We start from the raw sequence: 25,284 nt of genomic DNA on the forward strand, positions 1-25,284 counted from the left end.
ATTATGGCCATTTCAAACTTACAACTGATGGTGAGAAAAACCTGGCAGGATTTGTTTAAAGGAAAACAAAATCTGCTCACCACGATTGCCGTACTCCTGTTCTGTATGCTGAGTATTGGTATAGGATATACAAAATACACGGATTCTTTTTCGAAAATAAAAGAATACCGGAAAGAAGTCCGGGAAAACTGGGAGCACAGACCAGACAAACATCCGCACCGTATGGCTCATTATGGTTATCTGGTTTTCAGAATCGGGCATCCACTAAATATTTTTGACAACGGACTGGATGATTACCTTGGAAATGTTATATTTCTGGAGGCGCATAAACAAAATACTGCCAACCTTTCGGAAGCAGGAAGTTCCGGAACTTTAGTCAGATTTGGGGCATTTAGCAGTGCATTTATTCTGCAGAGTATTGTTCCATTGATTATTCTTTTTCTAGGATTTGGATTAATTGTTCAGGAGCGTGAGAATGCTACTTTAAAGATCATCAGTGTGCAGGGAACTTCCGGAAGAGATATTATCTGGGGTAAAATCCTGGGACTCTGGCTGTTTTCTTTATGTTTCCTGATTCCGGTCATTCCCATTGTTTTCATGACTGCATTCATGTCGGAGGCTACTAATACAGCGGATATTGCATTACGCTTATCATTTCTGTTACCTGCTTATATGATCTATTACTTTTTTATCTGCACGTTGACCGTAGTGGTTTCTGCAAATAGTAAAAGTACCTCATCTGCGTTGATCAGCCTTATTGGTTTCTGGCTTCTTTTCATCATTGTTTTGCCTAAAGGAATTCAGTTTGCAGCGCAGAATTTATATCCTGCCCCTTCCCGGATTGCTTTTGAAACGAGCCTGGAAAAGGATATTTTAAAGTCTGGAGACAGCCATAATCCTGATGATCCGCATTTCAAAAAAATCAAAGACTCTCTGCTGGCAAAGTATCAGGTAAAAACAACCAATGAACTTCCTTTCAACTATGGCGGATTCGTTATGAAGGAAGGGGAAAAAATAAGTTCACATATCTATATCAGACATCAGAAAGAACTGCAGAACATTTACAGTAAACAGCAAAATCTGACTGATATTTCAGGACTGATTAATCCTGCCATTGCGATCAAAAATTTTTCAATGATTGCAACGGGCACAGATTTCTTCTCTTATAACCAGTTTCAAAAACAGGCAGAAGAATATCGTTATCAGATGGCTCAACATTTAAATGATTTGCAGATTGAGAAGATCAGTAATATTAAACCGGAAAATGGCGGACCGCCTGCCGTCATCGACAAACACAACTGGGAAAAGTTCCCGGATTTCCAATATCGGTATACTTCTGTTCCGGACAGCATGAAACAACAGCCAATACCTGCTGCTGCATTAATTCTCTGGATGGCTATCTGCATTATTGCGATCGAAATAAGTGGAAGAAAATTAAAATTAATCTAAATGAATCGTTATTTATACACCCAATTTTACCGTAACAAAGCCTATATCATTGCTCTGCTGTTTTTATTGATAGCCGGGCTGATGGCTATTTATACAGGGAAAAAATTTTTAGACAGAAACGAAGACATCATCTCTCGAAGCGGAGCATTTCAAAAAGAAAGTATAGAAAGAAATACAAAATTTCACAAAGATGATCTGGGGCTGGTTCTTTATTATATTAAATTCAATCTGGTGAATGAAACACCCAGACTTGCCGCTTTAAATATCGGAATGCGTGACCTGAATCCTTCTATTCAGGGAGTAACCATCCGAAATCTGGAGGAACAGCGCTACAATGCTGATTTTTATAATCCAGCTAATGCCGCAGTTGGAAATTTTGACTTTAGTTTCGTTGTTGTTTTCCTGTTTCCACTGGTGATTGTTGCATTCTGCTATAATCTGATTTCTGAGGAAGAAGAAAGAGGAACCTGGAAGCTGCTGTCGGTTCAGAGCGGTAATTTACAAAAGCTTCTGGATCATAAGATGTTCATCCGTCTTTTGGCTGTTACAGTTGTATATTTTGTATTAATTATCATCGCTTCGGTCTGGATAAAAATACCTTTAGACTCGTACTATATTGCTTTTATGGTCAGTGGTTGGTTGTATATTCTGATCTGGTTTTCCCTGTGCAGATGGATTGTGTCTTTTCGGAAATCATCGGCTCAAAACGCATTAATTCTTCTGATTGTATGGGTGGGCATCAATTTTATTATCCCGATGAGCAGTAATATTCTGATACAGAAGCTTTATCCGGTTCATGAGTCCCTTAAAGCTGTGATGGAACAGAGAGAAGGCTATCACAACAAATGGGATGAAGCCAAACGTCCTACCATGGAAAAGTTTTACAAAGCCTATCCACAATACAGCAATTTCACTGTAGAAGAAAATGATGCATTCACCTGGACCTGGTATTATGCCATGCAGCATATGGGAGATCTTGAATCTGCAAAATCATCAGAACAGTATACAGAAAAAATGCAAAAACGGAATAAAGCAGCAACCTATTTAGGTTATTTCCTTCCCAATCTACATACTCAGCTTGTAGAAAGTCATCTGGCAAAATCTGATCTGCAGAATCACTTACAGTATGCTTCATCGCTCAAAAAATTCCATGAGAAAAAAAGATTGTTCTTCTACCCTCTTATTTTCTCAGGTAAGAGTGCGGAATCTGTCAACTGGGCACAACAAACGATAGAGGTTTTCAAATTCTCTTCCTCTATCAAATGGATACAGATACTTCTTCCCTACCTCATCTTCATTGCTTTATTCATCATTCTTTCACAATACAAATACAGAAAACTATGTTAAAAACAGTCAACCTGCATAAAAAATACAACGATTTCACCGCACTTCATTCTCTTAATCTGGAAGTAAAAAAAGGAGAAATTTTTGCGCTGCTCGGACAAAACGGAGCAGGAAAAAGTACAACCATCAATATTCTTCTGGGACTCATTAAAGCAACTTCCGGAGATGCTTTTATTAATGACATTTCTGTAAAAGAAGAACCGCAAAAGATAAAAAAACACCTGGCTTACATTCCTGAAACCGTTCTTTTATATCCTAACCTTACAGGAATAGAAAACCTTGATTTTTTCTCCAAAATCGCAGGTTTTGATTACCAGAAAGATGAACTGTCTGCGCTCCTTAAACGTACCGGTTTGCAGGAAACCGCCCATCATAAAGCATTGGGCGGTTATTCCAAAGGGATGCGCCAGAAAGTTGGAATTGCCATTGCTCTGGCCAAAGATGCAAAAGTACTGCTACTGGATGAGCCTACCAGCGGGCTGGATCCGATTGCTACTGCAGAATTTACAGAAATTGTAAGACAGCTGGGTAAAGAAGGCAGAACGGTTTTAATGGCAACTCATGATATTTTCAATGCGGTAAGTGTTGCTACCAATATCGGTATTATGAAACAGGGAGAACTTGTCCAGAATTTACCTTCCAAAGCATTTACAGCGCAGGAATTACAGGAGCTGTATCTGAAAACAATCTGATGATCCTGTTACTTTAGCAAGTAACTTTTCATATTAAATATCAATTGGTTGATGCCCGGTGACATTTTGTTACCGGGCATTTTTCATATCACATTATTTATGTTAATGCTTTCTTATATTCTGATAAAGCTCTTTCGCGGGCAAAGGTGTGTTCTACAATGGGTGATGGATATGCTGGTGTATTCCATTCAGGGAGCCACTTTTTGATGTACACTAAGTCTTTATCAAATTTTTCTGTCTGAGCCGTTGGATTAAAAACCCTGAAATAAGGTGCTGCATCACATCCCGAGCCTGCAGCCCACTGCCAGTTTCCATTGTTGGCAGACAGGTCATAATCATTCAGTTTTAATGCAAAATACGCTTCCCCCCAACGCCAGTCGATCAACAGATGTTTGCATAAAAAGCTCGCTACAATCATTCTTACCCGGTTATGCATATAGCCTGTCTCATTCAGTTCCCTCATTCCGGCATCTACAATCGGATACCCTGTGGTTCCTTCACACCAGTGCTTAAACTCTTTTTCATTATTCCGCCAGTGGATATTATCATACTGCTTTTTAAAAGACTGATGAACTACCTGTGGGAAATGATATAAAATCTGCATAAAAAATTCACGCCAGATCAGCTCTGAAAGCCATACATCATTATGTTTTAATGCAAAACCCACACACTTTCTGATGCTGATGGTTCCAAAGCGTAACGCAATTCCGAGCTGTGTGGTATGCTGTAATGCCGGAAAATCACGGTACTTATCGTAATCATCAATAATAGACGCCTCCAGAACCGGTTTTTTAAAATCAAAATCTGTTTTTTTGAAACCTATTTCCTTTAATGCCACAATCTCAGAATATTTCTGTTGAAAGAGGTTCTTAAAATCCAATTCAACAGATTGATAATGCTCAGGAGTTAAGGCTTCCCGCCACTTTTTGGCAAAAGGAGTGTAAACCGTGTAAGGCGAACCGTCTTTTTTAACAATCTGATCCTTATCAAAAATCACCTGATCTTTACTGGCCTTAAAAGGAATATTCTTTTCTTTGAAAAAATAATAGATTTCCTTATCTCTTTCAATCGCCTGAGGTTCATAATCTCTGTTGCAGAAAACACTTCTGATAGTGTATTCTTCAGACAATTTCCTGAATATTTCTATAGGCTTACCATGATAGGTATTGATTTTTGAATGATACTTTTTCAATGAAACATTGATATCTGTCAAAGCCTGATGGATATAATCAACCCTGCGGTCTTCTTTATCTTCCAGCTTGCCGAGAATATCAGTATCAAATATAAAAATGGGTAGTACCGGTGCATCAGACTGCAGAGCGTGGTGAAGTCCGATATTGTCTTCCAATCTCAGGTCACGCCTGAACCAGAAAATGGTGATTGTATCTTTCATAATTGCTTAATTCAAATTCATTGATCATTCCTGCTTGGGAATGACTCCATAACTAAGGATAAATATACAGATTTACTCCATTAATATTTTTAATAATTTGCATGATCTGGCTTTATCATTACAGTTTATATGATGATATGAATTAAAATTTTCCGACATTTGCTCCAATTATAATAGAAGCTTACGCATGGAAGAATTTGAAGTACCGGTAACTTATAAGGGCAAAGAACTGCTTTTCAATGGAAAGCTGGCTACATTCTCTTACGGATATAAACTGTATGTAGACTTAGATGGAACTGAAGTCGTTATCGAGCGTGATGATCACGGTGACTTAAGAGCTCTTCTCCCCGATGCTGCTTCCGAAAAAAATGTAGATAAAGGACTTATTGAAGCCATTATAGAAGTATTTAAAGAGCTTCAGGTTTTATAATTTGTTCTGCATAAAAAAAGAGACTTTTCGGAAGTCTCTTTTCATTCCCATATATTGAGTTTCATTTATTCGAAAACTACATAATTGACCTTATCCACGCCTGTATTTCCTGTTTTTTCATGATAGGCATACAGAACAAGCTCATAGTTTCCCGGCGAACTGATGATATGATCTCCTTCAAACAGATTGGTTGAAACTAAAGACATCTCTACATTTTTCACAAATTTTCCGTCTTTCTTCAGGATTCCTTTCACTTCTATTTCATCGGAATTCCACACGCCTCCTTTATCAATAACACATCCGCACATCATCACAATATTGGCCTGAAACAGGAAAGGTTTATCTTTAATACTTTTCAGTGCAATATACTGATGGGTTCTGGGTTTCAGAATATCAATAATATACCCCGGAATCTCAAGGATAATTCCCTCTCCCAGAATATGTTTCCCGGGAATCAGCCATAGCTCTGTACTTACTACCGCCTGAGCCTGCTTGCTGTTCAAAGGAGAAATTACTTCTATATTCACAAATGTTGGTTCCTCAATATCTATGGCAGCCATAAAACCTCCTGTCTGTTCATCTGCAATGGAGTTTCCTCTTACTTTGGGCGTTTTCATAATCAGATCTGTGTTTCCCGTGCTTCCGGTAGTGTTTCCTTCTGCCAGAATCCTTTGATTAAGCTTGTTTCTGATGATAATATGAGCGCCGCCCAATGAAGTTCCGATAAACTTTGCATCTTTTGCTTTGGCTCTGATCATGATTTTCGTTTCTGTTGCCGAAATCAAATTCGTGGAAAAAAGAAATGCTGTAATGAGAAGTAATGCTTTCATGATTGAATTGATTTTAAATATTCCTGTTTAAATCTGTGATGAAAAGATTCATTTTTTAATTCCTGATCAATATCATCCAGATACGTTAAAATCGACAGATCTTCTGATAATACCTTCAGAATTGCTTTTTCACAACTGTCCCAGATCTGCTTCAGCTGAGGAAGCATATCAATGGCTTTGGGAGATAATGAAATGATCTGCTTTCGCTTATCTACACTATCTTTTTTGATGATGAGATAACCGCTTTCGCTCATTTTTTTGACGATAGCCACAACGGATGGATGTGAATAGCCCAAAGGCTCAGCGATATCGGTAATAGAAATTTCGCCTTTTTTTTGCAGCAACATAAAAACCAGATACCAATTGGGTTCCACATCAATTCCGAATTCTTTATAAAACTTCCGTACATCATGAGACATGCGGTCACTGATTCTCTTCAGTCTGCTATCCAACGCTTTATACCCTAATTCTTTAATAAAGTCAAAATCCATCTGAAATATATTTGCAGTAAATATATAAAAATATAAAGTCAACTATATAGTTAACTTTATATTTTTTAAAATCAAATCTTAACCTAATAAAAAAAGCCTTCTTATAAAAAGATATTTACTTGAAACTTTTCCTGTATTCTCCGGGAGTTACTCCTCTGTATTTCTTGAACAGTTTGGAAAGGTGGCTTTCATCGCTGAACTGGAGCTCGTAGGCAATCTCACTGAGTCTGACACTGCTGTATTTTAAATAGGTTTCCACCAGTTTTAATCTATAGTCCAGCAGATAATCCTGATAAGAAATTCCTGTCTGCTGTTTAAAATATTCTCCGAAATAATTCCCGGAAATCCCAAAATGACCGGCAATAGTCTGAATTCCGGTTTTCTCACGGTCTTTTATATGTTGCTGAATATATGCAATGATTTTCATGATGGAGAAAGCTTTCCTGTTTTCCTGCAGTTCTGAAGTTTCACTCTGAATGATATTTCGGGCAATAAGGTTCAGAAGGATCGACATGCAGTTGCGGATAATTAGATAATCTTCCGCCTTATTTTTGAATTCATTTGCAATTTGCAGAATAAGGGTTTCTGCAAAGTGCTCATCATTTTTATCTCTGAAGACACAGCCTGCTCTTGCATGATAATTATGGCTGATGTATTGTAGTTTATGTAAATTCTCACAGCTTTCAATACGGTCCGCTTCCAAACGGATTTTATCAATAAACTCCACCGGGCATTGAATTGTAATAAGCTGGGCAGACTCACTTTCAAAACGATAGACCTCTTTTTGTGGAATAATAAAGAGCTTGCCCTGAGAGAAATTAATGTTTCGCCCATCATAAGTAAGCGATCCTTTTCCCTTCACAATATAAACGAATGAGAGAAAAGTGTTTGTTTTAAGTACAATCTCTTCTTTCAGTTCTAATTTTCTCACATCAATCTCTTCAAGAGGCAATCCTTTCATGACACACTGTATTTTCCTCCAAAAGTACAATTTTAACAGAACACAAAGGAGGTAATTTTGCTTAAAAAAATATGAACGTACATCCGAAACGGTGGCAGGCACTCAACTTTCTGATTGCAGGTGCTTTTCTATCACCACTGGATTATTTTATTGTTAATATGGCTCTGCCTTCCATCAAAAAATCACTGAACGCCAGTGATCATCAGCTTCAGATGGTTATCGCCATTTATGGACTCACCTATGCCGCACTTGTCGTGTGTGGCGGACGCCTGGGTGATATTTACGGACGTAAAAAGATATTTATAGCAGGATTGTATACTTTTCTGTTTTCCTCTCTTGCCTGCGCTTTTTCTCCGGATGTTACATGGTTAATTATTTTCAGATTGTTTCAGGGTGTTGGTGCATCATTGCTTGCTCCACAGGTACTGGCTTCTATAAAAGACCTTTTCAACAGTCAGGAACAGCCTAAGGCCGTAAGTGTTTTCAGTTCGGTATTTGGTCTTGCTTCGGTGATCGGACAGTTATTTGGCGGAATTCTTTTAAGCATGCATTGGGGAAATTTTTCCTGGGAAATGGTGTTTCTTGTCAATGTGCCAATTACTATTATCTGTATTCTGGGCATTCATTTTACTATGGGCAACAGTAACCCGAAAGAACAAACAGGTATTGATTTTGTGGGAGCTTTATTATTAGTTATTGCCTTACTTTTTATCATCTGCCCTCTTATTTTCGGCCAGAAATTCGAATGGGCATGGTGGATTTTCGGAATATTTGTCACCGGAATCGTATTAATAATTTTATTTTTAAAACACGAGAAGAAACAGCTCAAAGATAATCGTCCCATACTTATAGAGCCGGCTTTATTGCAGCAGAAACCTTTCGCATTAAGTCTTCTGATTATTTTCTTTTATAATTTCACAGCTGGTTTATTTATTTGCTATCCTTATTATCTTCAGCAGTTTCTTCATCAAAATTCAATGCAGACAGGATTTGCCATCATTCCTTATGGTCTCGCTTTTTTTCTGGCACCTTTGGTTACTTCCAGAGTACAATTAAACGCATCCAAAATGATCTATATAGGATTAGGATTGTTAATGACAGGATTTCTTATAAGTGCAGCTGTTTTTTATTTTCAGCACAAACCCTCATTTGTGACTCATCTGACATTGTTTATTGCCGGATTTGGACATGGTACGATTATGCCGGTCATGATGCGGACGGCCATTTCCCTGGTTTCAAAAGATAAAGCCGGGCAGGCTTCAGGCTTGGTAAGTATTGGTATTCAGATTGGGAGCGTTACCGGAGGAGCTGTTATTGGTACGCTGTTCTTTAATCTAATCCCAATTCTGGGGTTTACAGAAGCCTTTGCAGCCGCTGTAGGAATGATAGGTATTTTTCAGCTGGCTGGGCTCTGGGCACGAAACAGATTAAGCAAAATTATTAATTAAAAGATAAGTTTAAATCAAAAGATATAATACATTTAATTATGAATAATACAGAAAAGATCATTTGCGAAATAGAAGAATTCCACGGGAATATCGAAAAATGGTTTCAGGGGAAAGCCGAAAATCAGGAAAGTCTTTATCAAGAATTATTAGCCGGATTTTCACAAGATTTTAAAATGATTAATGGAAACGGAGATACTGTTACCCTATCTATGCTTGAAGAATGGCTTCCGACTGTATTTGGAAAGTTCCCGGAGCGAAGCATTCAGGTTGAAAATATTGAAGTCAATCATTCTGCGCATCACGGACTTGCTACCTATATTGAAACACAGGTCACTGGAGAAGTCCTGACTAAGAGAAAATCATCTGCGGTATTTCTGCTTGATAAAGAAAAAGCACTCTGGCTTCATCTTATAGAAAACTGGATATAAACCATAACAGCCCTGATCATCTAAGAATGTCCGGGGCTGTTTATTTTTTGAAAGAGCTATTTTCCTATTCAGACCATGGAGAATGTAAAATACAGTCGCAGAAGTTTTTCCTTTCAAAATTTGGGATCATGAAGGCACATACATCTGCTTTTATATTTCCGAAAGTAGTTTCGGTTTTATGTTCAAAACCACCGAAAAATGTAGGAATGATCTTCTTTTTGAAATCATTTCTCGGAAAAGTTCTGATAATCTCTTCCCGATGTTCCGCACTCAGGTTTTCATAGCCTTCGCCCATCACATCCAATCCCACTCCTGAATACATTAAAGCAACCTCATTTTCTTTATGTTCCGCAATTCCAATGGTAGTGTGAAGGGCAATGGTGTCCCAAACGAGCTGAAGTTTATCCTGAGCAATACCATGACCCTTCAAAAAGTCTCTGGCTGCATTGGCTCCGTCTACTTCAAATCTCAGATCCGGGCTGCTGTAATGAGAAACAAGCCCCAGATCGTGAAATACGGATGCTACATACAATAGTTCCGAGTCATGCGCTTTGTTTTCACGTTTTGCATTTAAGGAAGAAAATAGAAAAACACGCATAGAGTGATTGTAGATAAATTCTGTTCCGTGTTCCAATAGAAGTTCTGTGGCTTCTGTTGCAATTTTACTGTCCGGGATGATGATTCCCGCAACTTCTTTCATACGATGTACTGACATATCTTTATATAATTTTATCCAAAGATATCCTGATTAGAAATGCTTCGGAATATCAATAAATGCCGATAAGATGTCAAAATTTCCGTCGAAATTATATTCCTATATGAATGAACTTACTGCGATAGTTTGCCGGAGATATTTCCGTATTTTTTTTAAAGAAGTGGCTGAACTGTTCCGGTGTACCGAAATGAAGCTGATAAGCAATCTCTTTTACAGAATGGGAACTGAACTGAAGAAGTCTTTTTGCCTCTGCTATAATCTGTCCGTTGATGATTTCTTTAGCACTTTTATAAGAACACCGTTTACACAATTCACTTAACCTTCTTGGCGTAATATTCAATCTTTCCGAATAATCATTCACGGCGTGAAGGCTATGATACTGACTGCTCAGCAATTCCATAAATTTGCGGTAAATGATATAATCCTGACTGTCAAAAGTATCCTCTTTTACCATTTTTACATTCGCCAGCTTGATCATCATGATTTTTAAATAGGCCGCCAGTACATCCATTTGATTGGTATAAGATGTTGCTTTGTATTCCGTCAATAAGTTTTTACATAAGTTTAAAAATTCATCTGTTTCAACTTGGTCCGGTATCAGTTTTTGATTCGCAGCAGCATTATTAAACAGAACAGCCTTGCAATTGCTGGCACTGGAAGGAACTCTTTCCCAGAAACAATCGCCAAAGGAAATATGATAGCCACAGACTTCAGCATCATTTTCAAATCTGCAGATCTGACCTTTTGAGAGTAAAAAAATTTCCTGATCTGTGATATCAAAAGAGTGCTCATCTATCACCAGTACTCCTTTACCTTTTTCAATCATTACAATGTGATGATAATTAAGCCTCACAAAATCCACGAAATATGGGAGATCATCTTCCAATCGTTTTACGGAAAAAGAATGGTCAATAACAGATTCTGATACAATTCCTGAGACCGGCTTCATAAAAGGAAATTTTTAATAAAGATAAAAAGTATTTTACAATGCAAGATTAAATAACAACCATGAGCCGGAACATGTCAAAAAACGCTTAAAAGATGTCAAAAATCCCTTAAAAAGAAATTAATTATGATTTCCTGAAGACTTTCATCTGACCCGCCATAATCGCCAGTAAAATTCCAAAGCAGGCAAAAAGACCGTATGAATATCTTAGATCAAAACTTTCCGCAATATATCCGATAAGAGGCGGCCCCATCAGAAATCCTAAAAATGATATGCTGGAAACAAATGATAAAGCAATACTCGGAGCTACTGTACTCACTTTTCCTACTGTACTGTAAACGGAAGGCACACTCAGGGAACTTCCGAGGCCAATGATCATAAAAGCAATGATGCAGATCCACAGTTCCGGAAAGAAAACACTTAGAAAAAGCCCGCTGCTCATCAGCAGTCCACAACACTGCAAAACGATCTTTTTCCCATACTTTTCAATGATTTTATTCCCGATAAAACGACCTAAAGTCATCATTAAGATAAAACTCGTATACCCCAGTATGACAAGGTTTTCAGGTGCTTTAACTATAGTTTGAAAATAAACCCCGCTCCAGTCGAACATCGCTCCTTCAATCGCCATACTCAGAAAGCCTATAATTCCCAAACCAATCAGTGTAGGATTCACTGCTTTGAAAATTGAACGGGTCTGCGGTTCTGCTTTATGAATAATATTGGTCAGATTTTTTGTACTGTAAAACCAAAGTATTCCTACCAGAATGAAAATAACAGCAAAATGATAAAAAGTTCCTACATGGAGATTAATCATCAGCAAACCTATGACTGCCCCCGTAAGCCCTGCAAAGCACCATGCTCCGTGATAAGAAGAAAGAAGAGTTCTTTTCGTGATAGATTCTATCTCAATTGCCTGTGTATTGATGGCAATATTACACATGTTTCCAGAAACACCAAAGAAGAACAGTACAACACCTAACGTCCAGTATGAAGGAGACAAACCAATTAATAACAGGAAAAAAGGATACAACATAAAGCATCTTTTAATAATTCCGCTGCTTCCGTAAATACTGATCAGTTTTCCAGCCAGAACCATCGTCGACAGCTGTCCTATCGGCATCAAAAGCAAAAGTGTTCCCAATTGGGCTTCAGTAATGGAAAGAGCAGTTTTAATGATAGGAATCCGGCTCGCCCAGGAAGAAAAAACAAGCCCGTGGGCAAAGAATAGTAAAAAACAGGCGGTCGGCATTTTTGCATTAAAAGATGGGGTCTCGTTCATTATAACAGGGTAATAAAAATCCTTTTTGCAAATTTAGACACGCTGCGCTATTAAAATGTAGTTCATTTTTGTCATTTTTATGTTCCATTTTAACCAATAATGGAAATGTGGATCTCCTTATGATGGAAAATCACTTTGTTTTTTGAATACAGATTTTCATTTTTTATTAATTTCGTTGTATAAAAAATGAGCCATGAAAGAAAAATGGATCGTCTATCCAACTATTTTGGAAGGAGAAACTGTTGAATTAATTCCCCTTGAAAAAGAGCATTTTGAAGAATTATATGCTGCTGCTTCAGATAAAGAACTCTGGGAACTGATTCCTACCGATTGTTCTGAAGAAACCCGGTTTTATAAAACGTATGAATTCGCCTTATCAGAAAGAGAAACCGGAAATCAATATCCATTTGTAATACGACATAAAGAAACCGGAAAACTGATTGGTTCCACACGTTTTTTTGAAATATATCCGGCAGACAGAAAACTGGAAATCGGATGGACATGGATCACCAAAGAGTTCTGGGGAACAGCCATCAACCTGGAATGCAAATTACTGCTCCTCACCTTCTGCTTTAATGTACTGAAAACAAACAGGGTACAGTTGAAAACGAAAGACGATAATTTCAGATCACGAAAAGCGATCGAAAAAATCGGTGGTGTATTTGAAGGTATTTTACGTAAAGACAAAGTTCTCAGCGATGGTACTACAAGAAATGCCGCTTATTACAGTATTTTGAATGATGAATGGGCAGCTGCAAAAAGCAAAATTGAAGCTTTGATCAAAGAAAAGCAACGTGTTGGCTAAAAAGTATACAATAAAAAAACACCTGATATTTGAACCAGGTGTTTTTTATTTAGTTGAAAGACTGTCTGTAACTCAGAGGTGTTTTATCGGTTTTCTTTTTAAACAGCTTATTGAAAGACTGCGGATGTTCAAATCCAAGAGCATACGCTACTTCAGATACAGAAAAACCTGTGGTAGTAAGATATTCTTTCGCCTTCTCAATCAGTTTTTCATGAATATGCTGCTGGGCATTTAATCCGGTAAGGTTACGAAGCATATCACTCAGATAATGGGGTGACAGATTGAGTGTGGAGGCCAGAAATTCTACCGTAGGAAGCCCTTTATTTAAGGTTTCCTGCTCGTTAAAATACTTTTCCAGCACAACATCCATTTTAGCCAGCACATCATTATTAACTGCCTTTCTGGTGATAAACTGTCTTTTATAAAAACGGTTGCTGTAATTAAGAAGCACATCAATATAAGAAACAATAACGTCCTGACTCACTTCATCAATAGCTGTATTGAGTTCATTTCCAATATTATCCAACAAGCCTGTTATCGTTGTCTTTTCCTGATCAGACAAGTGCAGTGCTTCATTCGTATCATAAGAAAAGAAACCGAAGTTTTTGATATTCTTTGCCAAAGGATAACTTCTGATTAAATCCGGATGTACCAGCAAAGTATACCCGCAGTATTCTGCATTCTCATCAGTAGAAAGAACCTGACCGGGAGCCGTAAACATCATTCCTCCCTCATTGAAGTCATAATATCCCTGTCCGTAACCCATTTTCCCGACCGTGGAATATTTATATGAGATCTTATAAAAATTCAGGATAAAGCTTCTCTTCAGCATATCTTTTCTGATGCTCATTTTCGTATTATCCACAAGGCTTACCAACGGATGAAGCGGCTTGGGCAGCTGCAACATATCGTGTAATTCTGATATGGATGAGATCTTCAGCGGAATATTATCTTTCTTTTCCATGATATAAAATTATAAATTATTGGAGTAAAAAGACAGTACAAATGTAATTTACTTTATACTGTCTTTCAAAAAACTGATTACATAAACTGTTTTCCGAACTGCTCTCTGAATGCTTCATCACCTAGTTCAAGACGCTGTGCATAGATGGCTTTAGCATCTTCTCCGGCCACATATCTCAATTGTTTTTTACCATCTGTTGCAGCCTCATAGACTACTGCTGCAATCTGTTCCGGTGTAGAAGCCGCTTCCATCATTCCTTCCATTTTAGAAAACAGAGAATTCGTCATGTCTTCATAAGCAGGACTGGATGCTGAGTCCAGTGAACGGCTTACAAAATCCGTCTTGATTCCTCCGGGAGACACCGTTTTAATATCAATTCCCAAAGTATTAAGCTCAAAAGCTAAGCTTTCACTCCACCCTTCAAGCGCCCACTTGGTTGCGTGATAAGTAGAACCCAATGGGAATGCTACCAGTCCTCCTATAGACGTTGTAGAAATGAACATTCCTCTTTTCTGTTCTCTGAAGTAAGGAATAAATGCCTGTGTAACGCGTATAACCCCTAATAAATTCGTGTCAAGCTGTTTGACAATCTGATCATCAGAAAGCGCTTCCAAAGGTCCTATAAGGCCATATCCTGCGTTATTATACACCACATCGATGTCTCCAAGTTCAAGAGCCTGCTTTACAGTAGACTTAATCTGTTCCGGATTGGTAACATCCAGCGGAAGTAGAGTTACATTCTCCAAAGCGGCAAGATCAGCTGCTGCTTCAGGGTTTCTCATAGTGGCGATTACTTTCCATCCGTTGTTTTGAAATAATTGGGCAGCTGCTTTTCCTAATCCTGTAGAAGCACCTGTTATAAAAATTGTTTTCATTTTTCTTGGTTTAAAATTACAGGACAAAGTTCTGCATTACAACAAACGCCCGAGTTGCCAAAATGGGGTAAGGTGTAGCCAAAACGGATTCTTTAATATATTTGTTTTTTGTAAGTTTGTCCCGATCTATTTTTATGGCAGAATATATTCTTGACAACATCAATATCAGTACACTTTCCGTATATGACCTGCTGAAACATACCTCAGACAGTGCATTTATCGGGATCAGGGATTTTCGTGAAATCTATCCTGTTGCTATTGAAAACAATACAGGAATATTTACAAAACAATCTTCACTGCAGGATTTTCCGGTGGTCAGTATCAGCAAAATCAACAGTTCATTACTCTGTTCCTGCACCTGTGACCATGAAAAAAAACAGCTTTGTACTCATCAGGCAGAGATTATTCACTGCATTATTGAAGATAAAAATTATCGATTGTTTTTTGATGAAACGCTACGCAAGAAAATATTTCTCCCTAAAGCCAGAGGATATGGTCTGGAAAACGAGCCGGATCTGGATCAGTATTTTGAATTGGAATACAAAGATGGCCAAATTCAGATATTACCCAAAATCAAGGAAATACTTCCTGTAGATGATGTAATGCTGACAGGAGATCTACTTCCTCAGCTTCCTTCTAAACTGGATGAGCTGGCAGTATTGGAATCGGGTAAAAAGCAAATAATGGTTATCGGTAAACACCGTTATTACAATCACATGACCTTCTCTCTTATGGAGGCAGAGATAACGCAATCAGGAAAAATCAAAAATCCGGTCACTCCCGTAGATGCCATGCAGCTCATATGGAAAGCGGAGAAACCTGCAGATATTAAATTTTACACTGCTATCACTTCTTTTCAGAATAATTACAATGAAGATTATAATCCTTCAGAACTAGAAGCTTTAAAGCTCATTGTAAAGAATCCTCTGGAGCTGGAAGTCTATTATCATGACCGGGAAATCGCAGAAACCGTTTCCGCAAAGTCACTTTCCCATATTGAATTAAACACTTTAGATGCAGAGGTTCAATTATCTGTCTTTAAGAAAGATCCGTTTTTTGAAATCACCGGAGAGCTGTTGTTTAATGACATTGCTCTTCCATTTAAAAATATAGTTCTCAGAAATGAGTATTTCGTGTATAACCAAAACGTTTTCAGCTTTGTAGACGATCCTGACATGCTCAGAATCATCCAGTTCTTTAAGGCTCATAATGAAATATTACTGGTTCATTCTTCAAAATATGAAGCATTTATGCAGGACATTCTCTCTTCTTTAGAAGAACGTATTCATATCAATTACAATTATATACGACCTGCAACAAAAGTACAACTTGAAGACAAGAATTATCAGACTGAAAAAGTCATTTATCTCCGTCAGCAGGAAAATTATATAGGAATTACTCCCGTTATGAAATATGGTGATGTGGAGGTCCCGGTCTATTCCAGGAAGCAGATTTTTGATACCGATCAGAATGGAAATCCATTTAAAATAGAAAGAAATGAATCAGCCGAAGCCCGCTTTACTTCTTTGGTGATGCAGCAGCACCCTGATTTTGAAGACCAGATGGACGGCTATCAGTATTTTTATCTCCACAGGGATAAGTTCCTGGATAACAACTGGTTTCTTGAAGCATTTGAGACCTGGAGAAATGAAGGAATCATCATACTTGGTTTTAACGAATTAAAAAACAATAAATTAAACCCTCACCGGGCAAAAATCAATATTCAGATTACCAGCGGACTGGATTGGTTTAACGCTAAACTGAAAGTAGGATTTGGTCCCAAAGAAGCTTCTCTGAAACAGCTTCACCGGGCCATCCGGAATAAGAGTAAATTTGTCCAGCTGGATGATGGCAGCATGGGAATTCTTCCCGAAGAATGGATGGAAAAGATAACTGCTTATTTCAGAGCAGGAGAAATTGATGAAGAGCTTTTAAAGATTCCGAAAATCAATTTTTCGGAGGTAACGTCACTGTTTGAAAAAGAAATTCTGAGCAAGGAGATTCAGGAAGAACTCACCTCCTATTCTACAAAGTTTTCAAAAGTAAAAGACATCCCGGAAACGACTGTTCCTGCTGAGCTGAATGCTGAGTTGAGAGATTACCAGCATGACGGACTCAACTGGCTTAATTTTCTTGACAGTTTCAACTTCGGTGGATGTCTTGCAGATGATATGGGGCTTGGAAAAACCATTCAAATCATTGCTTTTATCCTTTCGCAGAGGGAAAAACGGGGACACACCACGAATCTTATTGTCGTTCCTACTTCCCTGCTTTTCAACTGGCAGGAAGAGATCAGCAGATTTGCACCTTCCATAAAAGTTCTGCTTCATTATGGTGCAGACCGTCCAAAAACAACAGCTCATATGCCTGATTACGAAGTAGTTCTTACCACCTACGGAATGCTGCTTTCGGACATTCAATTTTTGAAAAAGCTTAATTTCAATTATGTGTTTCTGGATGAATCACAGGTGATTAAAAATCCTAATTCAGAAAGGTATAAAGCGGCACGTCTGCTTCAATCAAGAAACAGAATTGTACTGACGGGGACGCCCGTTGAAAACAGCACTTTTGATCTTTACAGCCAGCTTTCTTTTGCCTGTCCCGGATTGTTGGGAAGTAAACAGTATTTTAAAGACATTTATGCTATTCCTATTGATAAATTTGAGTACAGCAAACGTGCCATAGAGCTTCAGCAAAAGATAAAGCCATTTATCCTCAGAAGAACTAAGAAACAGGTTGCCAAAGAACTTCCGGAGAAAACTGAAACAGTAATCTACTGTGAAATGAATACGGAACAGCGCAAAATTTATGATGCTTATGAAAAGGAACTTCGAGAATTTATTGCCGCCAATGATGACGATGATCTGAACAAGAACAGCATGCATGTTCTTACAGGCCTTACGAGGCTCAGACAGATCTGTAATTCCCCTGTTCTGATGAAAGAGGGATATTCCGGGGAAAATGCCGTTAAAATCGAAATTCTGATGGAACAAATCCTCGGAAAATCCAAAGATCATAAAATCCTTGTTTTCTCACAGTTTGTGGGTATGCTGGACCTCATAAAGACAGAACTGGAACGCCACAATATTCAGTTTGAATATTTAACAGGTCAAACGAAAGACAGAGGGGAAAAGGTCACTCATTTTCAAAACAATGAAGACATTCGTGTATTTTTGATTAGCTTAAAAGCTGGAGGCGTGGGCCTCAATCTTACGAAGGCAGATTATATTTACCTTGTAGATCCCTGGTGGAATCCTGCAGCTGAAAACCAGGCTATTGACCGCAGTTACCGTATAGGACAGACTAAAAATGTAATTGCTGTACGGATGATCTGCTCCAATACTGTAGAAGAAAAAATTCTTACGCTGCAGAAAAAGAAAAAACAGCTGGCTCAGAATCTGCTTGCCACTGACGGAAAAAAACTTCAGGGATTGTCTAAGCAGGATTTGATGGATTTACTGGGATCTGAATCGTAATATAAAAGCTTAAAAACAGCAAATAAAAAACCGACAGGTAAAAGACCTGTCGATTAAAAAACAAAAATTGATATGGATATGATTTAGATATGATGTGTCTATTTCTTAATAATCTTTTCTGTAGCTGTTTTCTGATTTTTTGTATGAATTTTGATCAAGTAAGTTCCTGGAACAAACCGGTCCATTGAAATCGTCATCGAATTACCTTCCAGCATCTTTTGTCCGGACATATTGTAAATCTCGTATTTCTCCAATCCTTCCTTCATCTTGATTGTCACTGAACCTGATGTAGGGTTCGGATATATGTTCACCTGGGCCGGTAACTCTTTGGAAACTTCTGATGTTGAAAGACTTTCAGGCTGAATATTTAAAGTATAATCCTCTGCCTGACCGATAAACCAATCTGAAGGACAGGGAAGATTCTTTAAAGCGCCCATCCAGGAATTGGATTCATAGGCTTTTACCAGTCTGAAACGGGTTTCTCCCAACTGCGCTCCTGCCGGAATGGTGATATTACCTGTTATCACCCCGGACTCATGACCGGAAACCGGATTGGAATTATCCAGATAGCCCAGATTAAATTGTTCATCAGCATCAAACTGATTATTATGGTTAAAATCAATATAAGCATAGGCAGATACGGTAGTCTGGCCATGGGTACCACCTGTCACACTTATAGGATAAGTATTTCCACGGTTCACATTGAACACTGTTGCTGTAAAGTTTTCAAGAACATCAGAATTGCCGTCAAGTGCACTGTTTCTAACAGCTCCGGCAAATTCTACCGTACTGATCTCACTCACGGTCAAGCTTGTAATATTTTCAGTACCGCAATAAGGAGCCGGGAAACTGGCCGTATTTCCTATGATATTAACCGTATAATCTTCCGTCTGCCCTGCTCTTAAGCTACTGTCACAAGCTGAACTGATAGAGTTCGGAGCAGCAGGATTTGAATAGGCCTGAACATTGGTATTTTTAAGAACTCTCATTCTTGTACTTCCGATGGCAGCATTGACCGGGATTACTATGGTATTATTGACTGTAAAAGCATTGGCCGGATTAGCGGCATCAAGTCTTCCGATATAAAAGCTCTCTCCTGCATCATCAAAATTTCCGTTCTGATTAAAGTCTATAAAAACAACTACATCACTTGGAAATGTACTGGATGGCCCTTTCACAGATATCGGATAGGAATTTCCCAGCTGCAGGTCTGTAGATATTGCTGTAAAGTTCTCATAAATTTGTGCATTGGAGGATTGAATGGATGAGGAATTATTAATCGTTCCGAAAGTTACATTACTGATCATGTTGCTGTCAGCTCCGTACTGAAAGGTTGGCATACAATATTGCAGCTGCGCATTCATCAGCGATGCAAGTACGATACCAGAAAGAGTAGTTATTTTTTTCATTTTGTTCAATTTCTTGGGACAAATTTATATTTATTTAGAATGAATAAAAATAACAATGTAATGATATTTGTCAGCTTAATAAAAATAGAGTCTTTAAATTTCGTCTGCACTCATTAAATACTCTGTTTTACCAATAGATAATCAATCTGTTACCAACGAAAAAGATCCTTCTCAAATTTAACTTTAAGAAAGATCTTTTTTAATATAATAATTGAAATCTAAGGTAATTTATCCCTTTTAGTCTATATTTTCGATAAGAACTGCGGAAGCGCCTCCTCCTCCATTACAGATGGCGGCAATTCCATACTTCCCTTTTTCCTGGCGTAAAACATTCACTAAAGTGGTCATAATCCTTGCTCCTGAAGCACCAATCGGATGTCCCAATGCAACTGCTCCTCCGTATACATTTACCTTGCTGATATCATAATCCAGAATTTTTTGATTGGATAGAATTACTGAAGAATACGCTTCATTAATTTCAAAAAAGTCGATATCTGACAGATTGAGACCTGTTTGTTTCAACAATTTCTGAATAGCGATGGAAGGTGAAGTGGTAAACCATTCCGGTGCCTGAGCGGCATCTGCATAGGCTATTATTTTTGCCAGTGGTTTTAAATTATGTTGCTCTATTGCTTCAGAAGACGCTAGTAAAAGGGCTGCAGCACCATCATTCAGATTGCTGGAATTGGCTGCTGTAAGTGTCCCGTCGGCTTCAAATGCAGGTTTCAAAAGGGAAATTTTCTCTGGGATCAGTTTATCAATATCTTCGTCTTTACTAACGATTGTAGTTCCTTTTTTACTTTCAATCGATATTGGATCAATTCGTTGCCAATCTTGTCGTTTTTTGCAGCTTCCTGAGCTCTCTGGTATGAGAGAAGGGCATAATCATCAAGTTCCTGTCTGGTAAGTCCATATTTTTTCACGCCTAATTCCGCTGCACTTCCCATGTGGAAATCATTGTAGACATCCCATAGCCCGTCTTTAATCAATCCATCAGTAAGATTCGTATCTCCCAGTTTTGCCCCCTGACGGATTTTGACATAATGCGGAACGTTGCTCATGCTTTCCATTCCTCCAGTCATAACAATATGCTCCATTCCAAGCTGGATCTGCTGAGCCCCAATCATTGCCGCTTTCATTCCGGATGCACAGACTTTGTTGATTGTCGTAGCATCTTTATCAACGGGAATTTTAGCAAAAATCGCAGCCTGTCTGGCTGGCGACTGTCCGAGTCCTGCGCTTAGCACATTTCCCATATATACACTGTCTATATGCTCTGGTGAGAGATTGATACCTTCATAAGCGTTCTGAATGGCAATAGCTCCCAACTGTGGTGCTGTAAATCCAGAGAGGCTTCCCATAAAACCACCCACCGGGGTTCGTTTTGCGGCGACTATAAATACTTCTTTCATAGAATTTATTTTTTACAATATACCGATCGGTATATTTTTGATTAAAAAAAATCCTTTTTATATTGACAAAGGAATATAACAAAGATAATTAAAATATACCAATCGGTATATTCATAGACAAAAAAATCTTACTTTTTGTAAGACTTTATTATTTATGCTCTGCTTAGTTGGTCTAATCTTTTCAACAGCGTAGGCATTCTGTAATCGCCATGCATCTGTTGTACTTTTAATTGAACTTCATCTACATTTATTCCTTTCGCTGTTACAAAAAGTGGGGTTTTACTTTCTCCACGAACTGCATTTCTTCGTTGGGAATCAGGAGTTCTAAATTCATTCTTTGCAATCCCAACAATAGGATATTTTCCTTCCAGTTCTTCATAAAGATGGCCGCCTAAGCCAATTTTCCCATTATTATCCAAAGTGACATATCCATCAACAATGATAATGTCTTCTGGTCTTAATGTTATTTTTTTTAGCAGACTCAAAATACAGGGCAACTCTCTTTTGTAAAAAGCCCCGCTTTCATATTCTGAACTTACGGGAATCTGTTCTATAAAGACTTCCACTTCTTTTTCAGAGGTCCAGTCTTCAAATGCAATACACACGGTATTCGCATAATCCTCATAATAATAGGTATCAAATGCGTAAATCATATTTATTTCTTAAAAAACTCACCGAAGTGCCACAATATTCCTGAAGGATCATGTACAAAGCACTCTTTCCCCCAATCCATTGTTCTTACAGGAGTAAGCCTCACATTTTCATATTTTTCTGTAAGCTCCAGAGACAAAAGTTCTTTCCAGAATTCATCAGTATTGGCAACTTCCATAAAGATCATGGTATTATCCACCCAGTCTTTTGCATAATAATCCTGGAGATAAAATCCGATTTCTTCTCTTGTAAATAAAGACAATTTAGATTCCAGAACTACTTCTTGAAATCCCATATCTCTGTAAAAATTTCTGCTGATCTCAAAGTTTTGCGCTCCGATAAAAGGTCTGATGGATTTCAGTTTTGGTGTCATAATTTTTTATTTTTCCAGTTTTCAGAACTCATTTGAAACTTGATTTCTCCTTTTCCATGGGGTCCAGCTTCCTTCCATCCAGATTTTCTGTAAAAGATTTCAGCCCTTGTTCCAGGTGAAGTACCCAGCCATACGGAATCTTTATTTTGTTCAAAATACCAGTCCAGCATAATATCATGGAGTTTCCTGCCTATTCCAAGGTTTTCAAAATCCGGATGCACAAAGAGCGCCCAGATATTGTTTTCTTTCAGATCTGCAATGGAAAAACCAACGATCTGATCTTCCATCTCACAAACCCAACCTTTTCCTCTTTGGAATAGAAATTCCTCACAATCTTTATCGGTAACCAATCCAGGATCTGACAGCGTGTTTTCTTTCACGGAGTTTCTCACAATCTGTATTTGTGGGATATCTTCTGGCTTTGCTTCCCGGATTATTGTTTTCATGGTAATGTTTTTGCTGGCAGTTTACAGGAATGATATTTTTTTAACCTTATCAAGGTTTAAAAAAATATCATTCCAATTAAAATTAATAATTATTTTCTGTCAACCACAATTCTTTCTTCTCTGTTGGCAATATCCCATGCAGTGGTAAAAATAAGCTGGGTTCTTTTCTCCAGCAACTGATAATCAATTTTTTCAGGATCATCACCTGGTTTGTGATAATCTTCATGAATACCATCAAAGAAAAATGCTACAGGAATATTATGCTTGGCAAAATTATAGTGGTCCGAACGGTAATACAATTGTTCAGGGTCATTCAAGTCATCGTATTTGTAATTCAGTTCCAGGTTGTTGGTTCTTTTGTTCGCCGCTTCGTTGATTACTTTAAGTTGGGAGCTCAACATTTCAGAACCAATCACATAGACATATTGTTTTCCTCTGTTGGCAGGATCATCACGTCCGATCATATCAATATTAAGATCAACCACGGTATTGGCTAACGGGAAAACAGGATTTTCGGAATAATATTCTGAACCGAAAAGTCCATGTTCCTCTCCTGTAACATGAAGAAACAGAATAGATCTTTTAGGCCCTTTTCCTGCTTTTTTAGCCTGTTGGAATGCTTTTGCAATTTCCATTACAGCTACAGTTCCACTTCCGTCATCGTCTGCTCCATTGTACACAACTCCATTTTTGGTTCCTACGTGATCATAATGAGCAGAAACCACCACAATCTCGTCCGGTTTTTCACTTCCTTCAATAAAAGCTAAAATATTTTCAGAATCCGGAAGGTTACCTCCTCCTCTTTTCTTCATGAATTCAGACGGTACTTTCTGATAGTAAGAGCCTAGTGCTTTAGGAGCTGAAATACCCAGATTCTTATAGTAATTAATCATATACTCACCCGCTTTTTTCTGTCCTTTGCTTCCGGTATCCCGCCCTTCCATATCGTCTGCTGCAATGACGTAAAGGTTTTTCTTTAAATCCTCTGCATTAATCTCTTTATAGGCATTGTTAAACGCTTTGTTATGTTTTGTTGAAACAGGATGTGAAGCATTCCCGTCAGATATTTTTGCCGTTCCACAACTGGTTACTACAGCCATTGCCAACAGCGGAATAAGTATTTTTCTCATAAAAGATAAATTTCTTAAAAATAACAATTTTTATTGAATCCCAGTATTAATAATCAATAGGACAAAATAATATGCAGTTCATTACAAATCTACCAACATACAAGCTTAAGTGTAATTTTGATATTAAAATTTTATTATATTTGATAAAAATACAAAATAAGTGAAAGAAATTTACGGATTTACTCATTATTCCTTTTTTACGGAAATGTCGGAGCTGGCAGCCAGGCACGGAAGCTTTGATCTTTCTCTGGGGCTTCCCGATTTTGATATTGATGAACGCCTGAAAGTATTTTTAAAGGAAGCTGCTGAACACAACACGCATCACTATGAACCTCTTGCAGGCAATCCTGTACTGATGGAGAGCATTATCAGATTCAATGCAAAACGAACTCATCAAATAACGATTACCAAAAAGGAAATCACGATTGTACCCTGTGCAACCTTTGCTTTATATACTGCACTTAAATCAATTCTGAATCAAGGTAATGAAGTTATCATTATTCAACCTTCATACTACACTTATGGGCCAGCTGTTGTTATGAATGGAGGAATTCCTGTTTATTATGATCTTGATGGTGATTTTACCATAGATTGGAATCTGTTTAAAGACTGTATTACTGAAAAGACAAGAGCAGTCATTGTCAACTCTCCCCAGAATCCAACGGGAAAAGTATGGAAAAAAGAAGACTGGGACATGCTTTATGAACTGATTAAAAACCGTGATATTTATTTAATTTCCGAAGAAATATATGATACTTACTGTTATGATGAGACAGAACATTACAGTTCTTTTGTTCATCCTGAACTTAGGGAAAAGACTTTCTGTATTTTTTCTTTTGGCAAAATGTTTCATACTTCCGGCTGGAAAGTGAGCTATATGCTTGCTTCAGAAGTTTTAATAACAAGATTTCAATGTCATCAACAGTATATTTCTTACAGTGCTAATGCTCCTGCACAATATGCTATCGCAAAATATCTCGACGTATTTAATCCGGATCTCAATAAAAAACTCATGCAGAAAAAAAGAGATATTTTTAATGAAATGATTAAAGAAACACCGCTTCAGATCGAACAACAAGCGGAAGGAAGTGTTTTTCAGGTTGTTAATTTCAGGACTATTTCTAAAAACATGACAGATGTAGAGTTTTCAAAATGGCTTACCATTGATAAGAGGGTTTCCTGCCTTCCACTTTCTGCTTTTTACAATTCCAGAGATAATTCTGATTATATCAGGTTTAGTTTTGCTAAAAAAGATGAATTGATTATTCAGGCTTTGGAGCATTTGAAAAGAAGTCTTTGATTTTTCTGGATTTGCTTTTCCCAAAGATCACACA

At 37.8% G+C, this 25,284-nt stretch carries 23 protein-coding genes and 1 pseudogene; 9 read left to right on the forward strand and 15 right to left on the reverse strand.

The features are described 5' to 3' along the window. Positions 1 to 3 precede the first annotated feature (3 nt). Genes A1704_RS02475 through A1704_RS02485 form a run of 3 tightly spaced genes read left to right on the forward strand, consistent with a single transcriptional unit; the run spans position 4 to position 3,485 of the window. Positions 4 to 1,449: an ABC transporter permease gene (locus A1704_RS02475; protein ID WP_062670132.1), complete on the forward strand. Its 1,446-nt coding sequence runs from the start codon at positions 4 to 6 to the stop codon at positions 1,447 to 1,449. After that, positions 1,450 to 2,796 carry a DUF3526 domain-containing protein gene (locus tag A1704_RS02480; RefSeq protein ID WP_062670133.1) on the forward strand — a complete coding sequence of 449 codons (1,347 nt, stop codon included), beginning with the start codon at positions 1,450 to 1,452 and terminating at the stop codon, positions 2,794 to 2,796. Continuing rightward, entirely contained in the window at positions 2,790 to 3,485 is a 696-nt protein-coding gene (locus tag A1704_RS02485; protein ID WP_062670135.1) for an ABC transporter ATP-binding protein, read from the forward strand. The genes A1704_RS02480 and A1704_RS02485 overlap by 7 nt, the downstream gene beginning before the upstream one ends. Before the next feature lie 97 nt (positions 3,486 to 3,582). Here the strand turns inward: A1704_RS02485 and A1704_RS02490 are convergent, their stop codons facing one another. Next, complete coding sequence (locus A1704_RS02490; RefSeq protein WP_062670138.1) at positions 3,583 to 4,878, reverse strand: cryptochrome/photolyase family protein; 1,296 nt, start codon at positions 4,876 to 4,878, stop codon at positions 3,583 to 3,585. A gap of 187 nt (positions 4,879 to 5,065) precedes the next feature. Here A1704_RS02490 and A1704_RS02495 point away from each other — a divergent pair, with 187 nt between their 5' ends. Further along, positions 5,066 to 5,308, forward strand: coding sequence for a hypothetical protein (locus tag A1704_RS02495; protein ID WP_062670140.1), 243 nt, complete (start codon positions 5,066 to 5,068; stop codon positions 5,306 to 5,308). Positions 5,309 to 5,373: 65 nt separating this feature from the next. Here the strand turns inward: A1704_RS02495 and A1704_RS02500 are convergent, their stop codons facing one another. From A1704_RS02500 to A1704_RS02510, 3 genes are all read right to left on the reverse strand, one after another. Further along, positions 5,374 to 6,138 (reverse strand): hypothetical protein, encoded by a 765-nt coding sequence (locus A1704_RS02500; RefSeq protein WP_062670142.1) that lies wholly within the window; start codon positions 6,136 to 6,138, stop codon positions 5,374 to 5,376. Further along, on the reverse strand, positions 6,135 to 6,629 hold the full coding sequence (locus A1704_RS02505) for a MarR family winged helix-turn-helix transcriptional regulator (protein ID WP_062670144.1): 495 nt from the start codon (positions 6,627 to 6,629) through the stop codon (positions 6,135 to 6,137). The genes A1704_RS02500 and A1704_RS02505 overlap by 4 nt, the downstream gene beginning before the upstream one ends. A gap of 115 nt (positions 6,630 to 6,744) precedes the next feature. After that, positions 6,745 to 7,590, reverse strand: coding sequence for an AraC family transcriptional regulator (locus A1704_RS02510; RefSeq protein ID WP_062670146.1), 846 nt, complete (start codon positions 7,588 to 7,590; stop codon positions 6,745 to 6,747). A gap of 71 nt (positions 7,591 to 7,661) precedes the next feature. On the opposite strand from A1704_RS02510, the gene A1704_RS02515 reads away from it, so the two are divergent. Then, positions 7,662 to 9,038, forward strand: coding sequence for an MFS transporter (locus tag A1704_RS02515; protein ID WP_062670148.1), 1,377 nt, complete (start codon positions 7,662 to 7,664; stop codon positions 9,036 to 9,038). 38 nt (positions 9,039 to 9,076) lie between these two features. Continuing rightward, the gene (locus tag A1704_RS02520; RefSeq protein WP_062670150.1) at positions 9,077 to 9,466 is read left to right on the forward strand and encodes a hypothetical protein; all 390 of its coding nucleotides are present in this window, start codon (positions 9,077 to 9,079) and stop codon (positions 9,464 to 9,466) included. 64 nt (positions 9,467 to 9,530) lie between these two features. Here the strand turns inward: A1704_RS02520 and A1704_RS02525 are convergent, their stop codons facing one another. The 3 genes from A1704_RS02525 to A1704_RS02535 all read right to left on the reverse strand — a co-directional run bounded on the left by A1704_RS02525 (position 9,531) and on the right by A1704_RS02535 (position 12,409). Further along, complete coding sequence (locus A1704_RS02525) at positions 9,531 to 10,181, reverse strand: HD domain-containing protein (RefSeq protein WP_062670152.1); 651 nt, start codon at positions 10,179 to 10,181, stop codon at positions 9,531 to 9,533. A gap of 91 nt (positions 10,182 to 10,272) precedes the next feature. Then, the gene (locus A1704_RS02530) at positions 10,273 to 11,130 is read right to left on the reverse strand and encodes an AraC family transcriptional regulator (protein ID WP_062670154.1); all 858 of its coding nucleotides are present in this window, start codon (positions 11,128 to 11,130) and stop codon (positions 10,273 to 10,275) included. Positions 11,131 to 11,251: 121 nt separating this feature from the next. Then, positions 11,252 to 12,409: an MFS transporter gene (locus A1704_RS02535; RefSeq protein WP_062670156.1), complete on the reverse strand. Its 1,158-nt coding sequence runs from the start codon at positions 12,407 to 12,409 to the stop codon at positions 11,252 to 11,254. Positions 12,410 to 12,602: 193 nt separating this feature from the next. Between A1704_RS02535 and A1704_RS02540 the strand changes: the two genes are divergently transcribed. After that, positions 12,603 to 13,214, forward strand: coding sequence for a GNAT family N-acetyltransferase (locus A1704_RS02540; protein ID WP_062670158.1), 612 nt, complete (start codon positions 12,603 to 12,605; stop codon positions 13,212 to 13,214). A 49-nt stretch (positions 13,215 to 13,263) separates the two neighbouring features. Here A1704_RS02540 and A1704_RS02545 read toward each other — a convergent pair whose 3' ends face one another. Both A1704_RS02545 and A1704_RS02550 read right to left on the reverse strand, forming a co-directional pair. Further along, positions 13,264 to 14,178, reverse strand: a complete 915-nt coding sequence (locus tag A1704_RS02545; protein ID WP_062670160.1) for a helix-turn-helix domain-containing protein — start codon at positions 14,176 to 14,178, stop codon at positions 13,264 to 13,266. Positions 14,179 to 14,255: 77 nt separating this feature from the next. Next, positions 14,256 to 15,053 (reverse strand): SDR family oxidoreductase, encoded by a 798-nt coding sequence (locus A1704_RS02550; protein ID WP_062670162.1) that lies wholly within the window; start codon positions 15,051 to 15,053, stop codon positions 14,256 to 14,258. A gap of 134 nt (positions 15,054 to 15,187) precedes the next feature. On the opposite strand from A1704_RS02550, the gene A1704_RS02555 reads away from it, so the two are divergent. Next, positions 15,188 to 18,529: a DEAD/DEAH box helicase gene (locus tag A1704_RS02555; protein WP_062670165.1), complete on the forward strand. Its 3,342-nt coding sequence runs from the start codon at positions 15,188 to 15,190 to the stop codon at positions 18,527 to 18,529. A 98-nt stretch (positions 18,530 to 18,627) separates the two neighbouring features. Here the strand turns inward: A1704_RS02555 and A1704_RS02560 are convergent, their stop codons facing one another. The 6 genes and pseudogenes from A1704_RS02560 to A1704_RS02585 all read right to left on the reverse strand — a co-directional run bounded on the left by A1704_RS02560 (position 18,628) and on the right by A1704_RS02585 (position 23,950). Continuing rightward, a complete protein-coding gene (locus tag A1704_RS02560; protein ID WP_062670167.1) occupies positions 18,628 to 19,938 on the reverse strand; it encodes a GEVED domain-containing protein in 1,311 nt (436 codons plus the stop codon). A 237-nt stretch (positions 19,939 to 20,175) separates the two neighbouring features. Next, a pseudogene (locus A1704_RS02565) lies at positions 20,176 to 21,350 on the reverse strand (acetyl-CoA C-acyltransferase). Between the two features lie 152 nt (positions 21,351 to 21,502). Further along, complete coding sequence (locus tag A1704_RS02570) at positions 21,503 to 22,003, reverse strand: endonuclease V (protein WP_062670169.1); 501 nt, start codon at positions 22,001 to 22,003, stop codon at positions 21,503 to 21,505. Between the two features lie 2 nt (positions 22,004 to 22,005). Next, on the reverse strand, positions 22,006 to 22,374 hold the full coding sequence (locus A1704_RS02575) for a VOC family protein (RefSeq protein ID WP_062670171.1): 369 nt from the start codon (positions 22,372 to 22,374) through the stop codon (positions 22,006 to 22,008). Further along, positions 22,371 to 22,820 (reverse strand): GNAT family N-acetyltransferase, encoded by a 450-nt coding sequence (locus tag A1704_RS02580; protein WP_062670173.1) that lies wholly within the window; start codon positions 22,818 to 22,820, stop codon positions 22,371 to 22,373. The genes A1704_RS02575 and A1704_RS02580 overlap by 4 nt, the downstream gene beginning before the upstream one ends. Positions 22,821 to 22,909: 89 nt before the next feature. Next, positions 22,910 to 23,950, reverse strand: a complete 1,041-nt coding sequence (locus A1704_RS02585) for a M28 family metallopeptidase (RefSeq protein WP_062670175.1) — start codon at positions 23,948 to 23,950, stop codon at positions 22,910 to 22,912. 160 nt (positions 23,951 to 24,110) lie between these two features. Here A1704_RS02585 and A1704_RS02590 point away from each other — a divergent pair, with 160 nt between their 5' ends. Next, a complete protein-coding gene (locus A1704_RS02590) occupies positions 24,111 to 25,250 on the forward strand; it encodes an aminotransferase class I/II-fold pyridoxal phosphate-dependent enzyme (RefSeq protein WP_062670177.1) in 1,140 nt (379 codons plus the stop codon). Positions 25,251 to 25,284 lie beyond the last annotated feature (34 nt).

It is taken from the genome of Chryseobacterium cucumeris, assembly GCF_001593385.1.
GTDB lineage: Bacteria > Bacteroidota > Bacteroidia > Flavobacteriales > Weeksellaceae > Chryseobacterium > Chryseobacterium cucumeris.

Coding starts and splice junctions, on each gene's coding strand:
- A1704_RS02525 (WP_062670152.1), bottom strand. CDS start 10,181: ATGTCAGTACATCGTATGAAAGAAGTTGCGGGAATCATCATCCCGGAC.
- A1704_RS02580 (WP_062670173.1), bottom strand. CDS start 22,820: ATGAAAACAATAATCCGGGAAGCAAAGCCAGAAGATATCCCACAAATA.
- A1704_RS02500 (WP_062670142.1), bottom strand. CDS start 6,138: ATGAAAGCATTACTTCTCATTACAGCATTTCTTTTTTCCACGAATTTG.
- A1704_RS02550 (WP_062670162.1), bottom strand. CDS start 15,053: ATGAAAACAATTTTTATAACAGGTGCTTCTACAGGATTAGGAAAAGCA.
- A1704_RS02585 (WP_062670175.1), bottom strand. CDS start 23,950: ATGAGAAAAATACTTATTCCGCTGTTGGCAATGGCTGTAGTAACCAGT.
- A1704_RS02575 (WP_062670171.1), bottom strand. CDS start 22,374: ATGACACCAAAACTGAAATCCATCAGACCTTTTATCGGAGCGCAAAAC.
- A1704_RS02540 (WP_062670158.1), top strand. CDS start 12,603: ATGAAAGAAAAATGGATCGTCTATCCAACTATTTTGGAAGGAGAAACT.
- A1704_RS02490 (WP_062670138.1), bottom strand. CDS start 4,878: ATGAAAGATACAATCACCATTTTCTGGTTCAGGCGTGACCTGAGATTG.
- A1704_RS02475 (WP_062670132.1), top strand. CDS start 4: ATGGCCATTTCAAACTTACAACTGATGGTGAGAAAAACCTGGCAGGAT.
- A1704_RS02485 (WP_062670135.1), top strand. CDS start 2,790: ATGTTAAAAACAGTCAACCTGCATAAAAAATACAACGATTTCACCGCA.
- A1704_RS02560 (WP_062670167.1), bottom strand. CDS start 19,938: ATGAAAAAAATAACTACTCTTTCTGGTATCGTACTTGCATCGCTGATG.
- A1704_RS02480 (WP_062670133.1), top strand. CDS start 1,450: ATGAATCGTTATTTATACACCCAATTTTACCGTAACAAAGCCTATATC.
- A1704_RS02505 (WP_062670144.1), bottom strand. CDS start 6,629: ATGGATTTTGACTTTATTAAAGAATTAGGGTATAAAGCGTTGGATAGC.
- A1704_RS02530 (WP_062670154.1), bottom strand. CDS start 11,130: ATGAAGCCGGTCTCAGGAATTGTATCAGAATCTGTTATTGACCATTCT.
- A1704_RS02545 (WP_062670160.1), bottom strand. CDS start 14,178: ATGGAAAAGAAAGATAATATTCCGCTGAAGATCTCATCCATATCAGAA.
- A1704_RS02555 (WP_062670165.1), top strand. CDS start 15,188: ATGGCAGAATATATTCTTGACAACATCAATATCAGTACACTTTCCGTA.
- A1704_RS02495 (WP_062670140.1), top strand. CDS start 5,066: ATGGAAGAATTTGAAGTACCGGTAACTTATAAGGGCAAAGAACTGCTT.
- A1704_RS02535 (WP_062670156.1), bottom strand. CDS start 12,409: ATGAACGAGACCCCATCTTTTAATGCAAAAATGCCGACCGCCTGTTTT.
- A1704_RS02520 (WP_062670150.1), top strand. CDS start 9,077: ATGAATAATACAGAAAAGATCATTTGCGAAATAGAAGAATTCCACGGG.
- A1704_RS02515 (WP_062670148.1), top strand. CDS start 7,662: ATGAACGTACATCCGAAACGGTGGCAGGCACTCAACTTTCTGATTGCA.
- A1704_RS02510 (WP_062670146.1), bottom strand. CDS start 7,590: ATGAAAGGATTGCCTCTTGAAGAGATTGATGTGAGAAAATTAGAACTG.
- A1704_RS02570 (WP_062670169.1), bottom strand. CDS start 22,003: ATGATTTACGCATTTGATACCTATTATTATGAGGATTATGCGAATACC.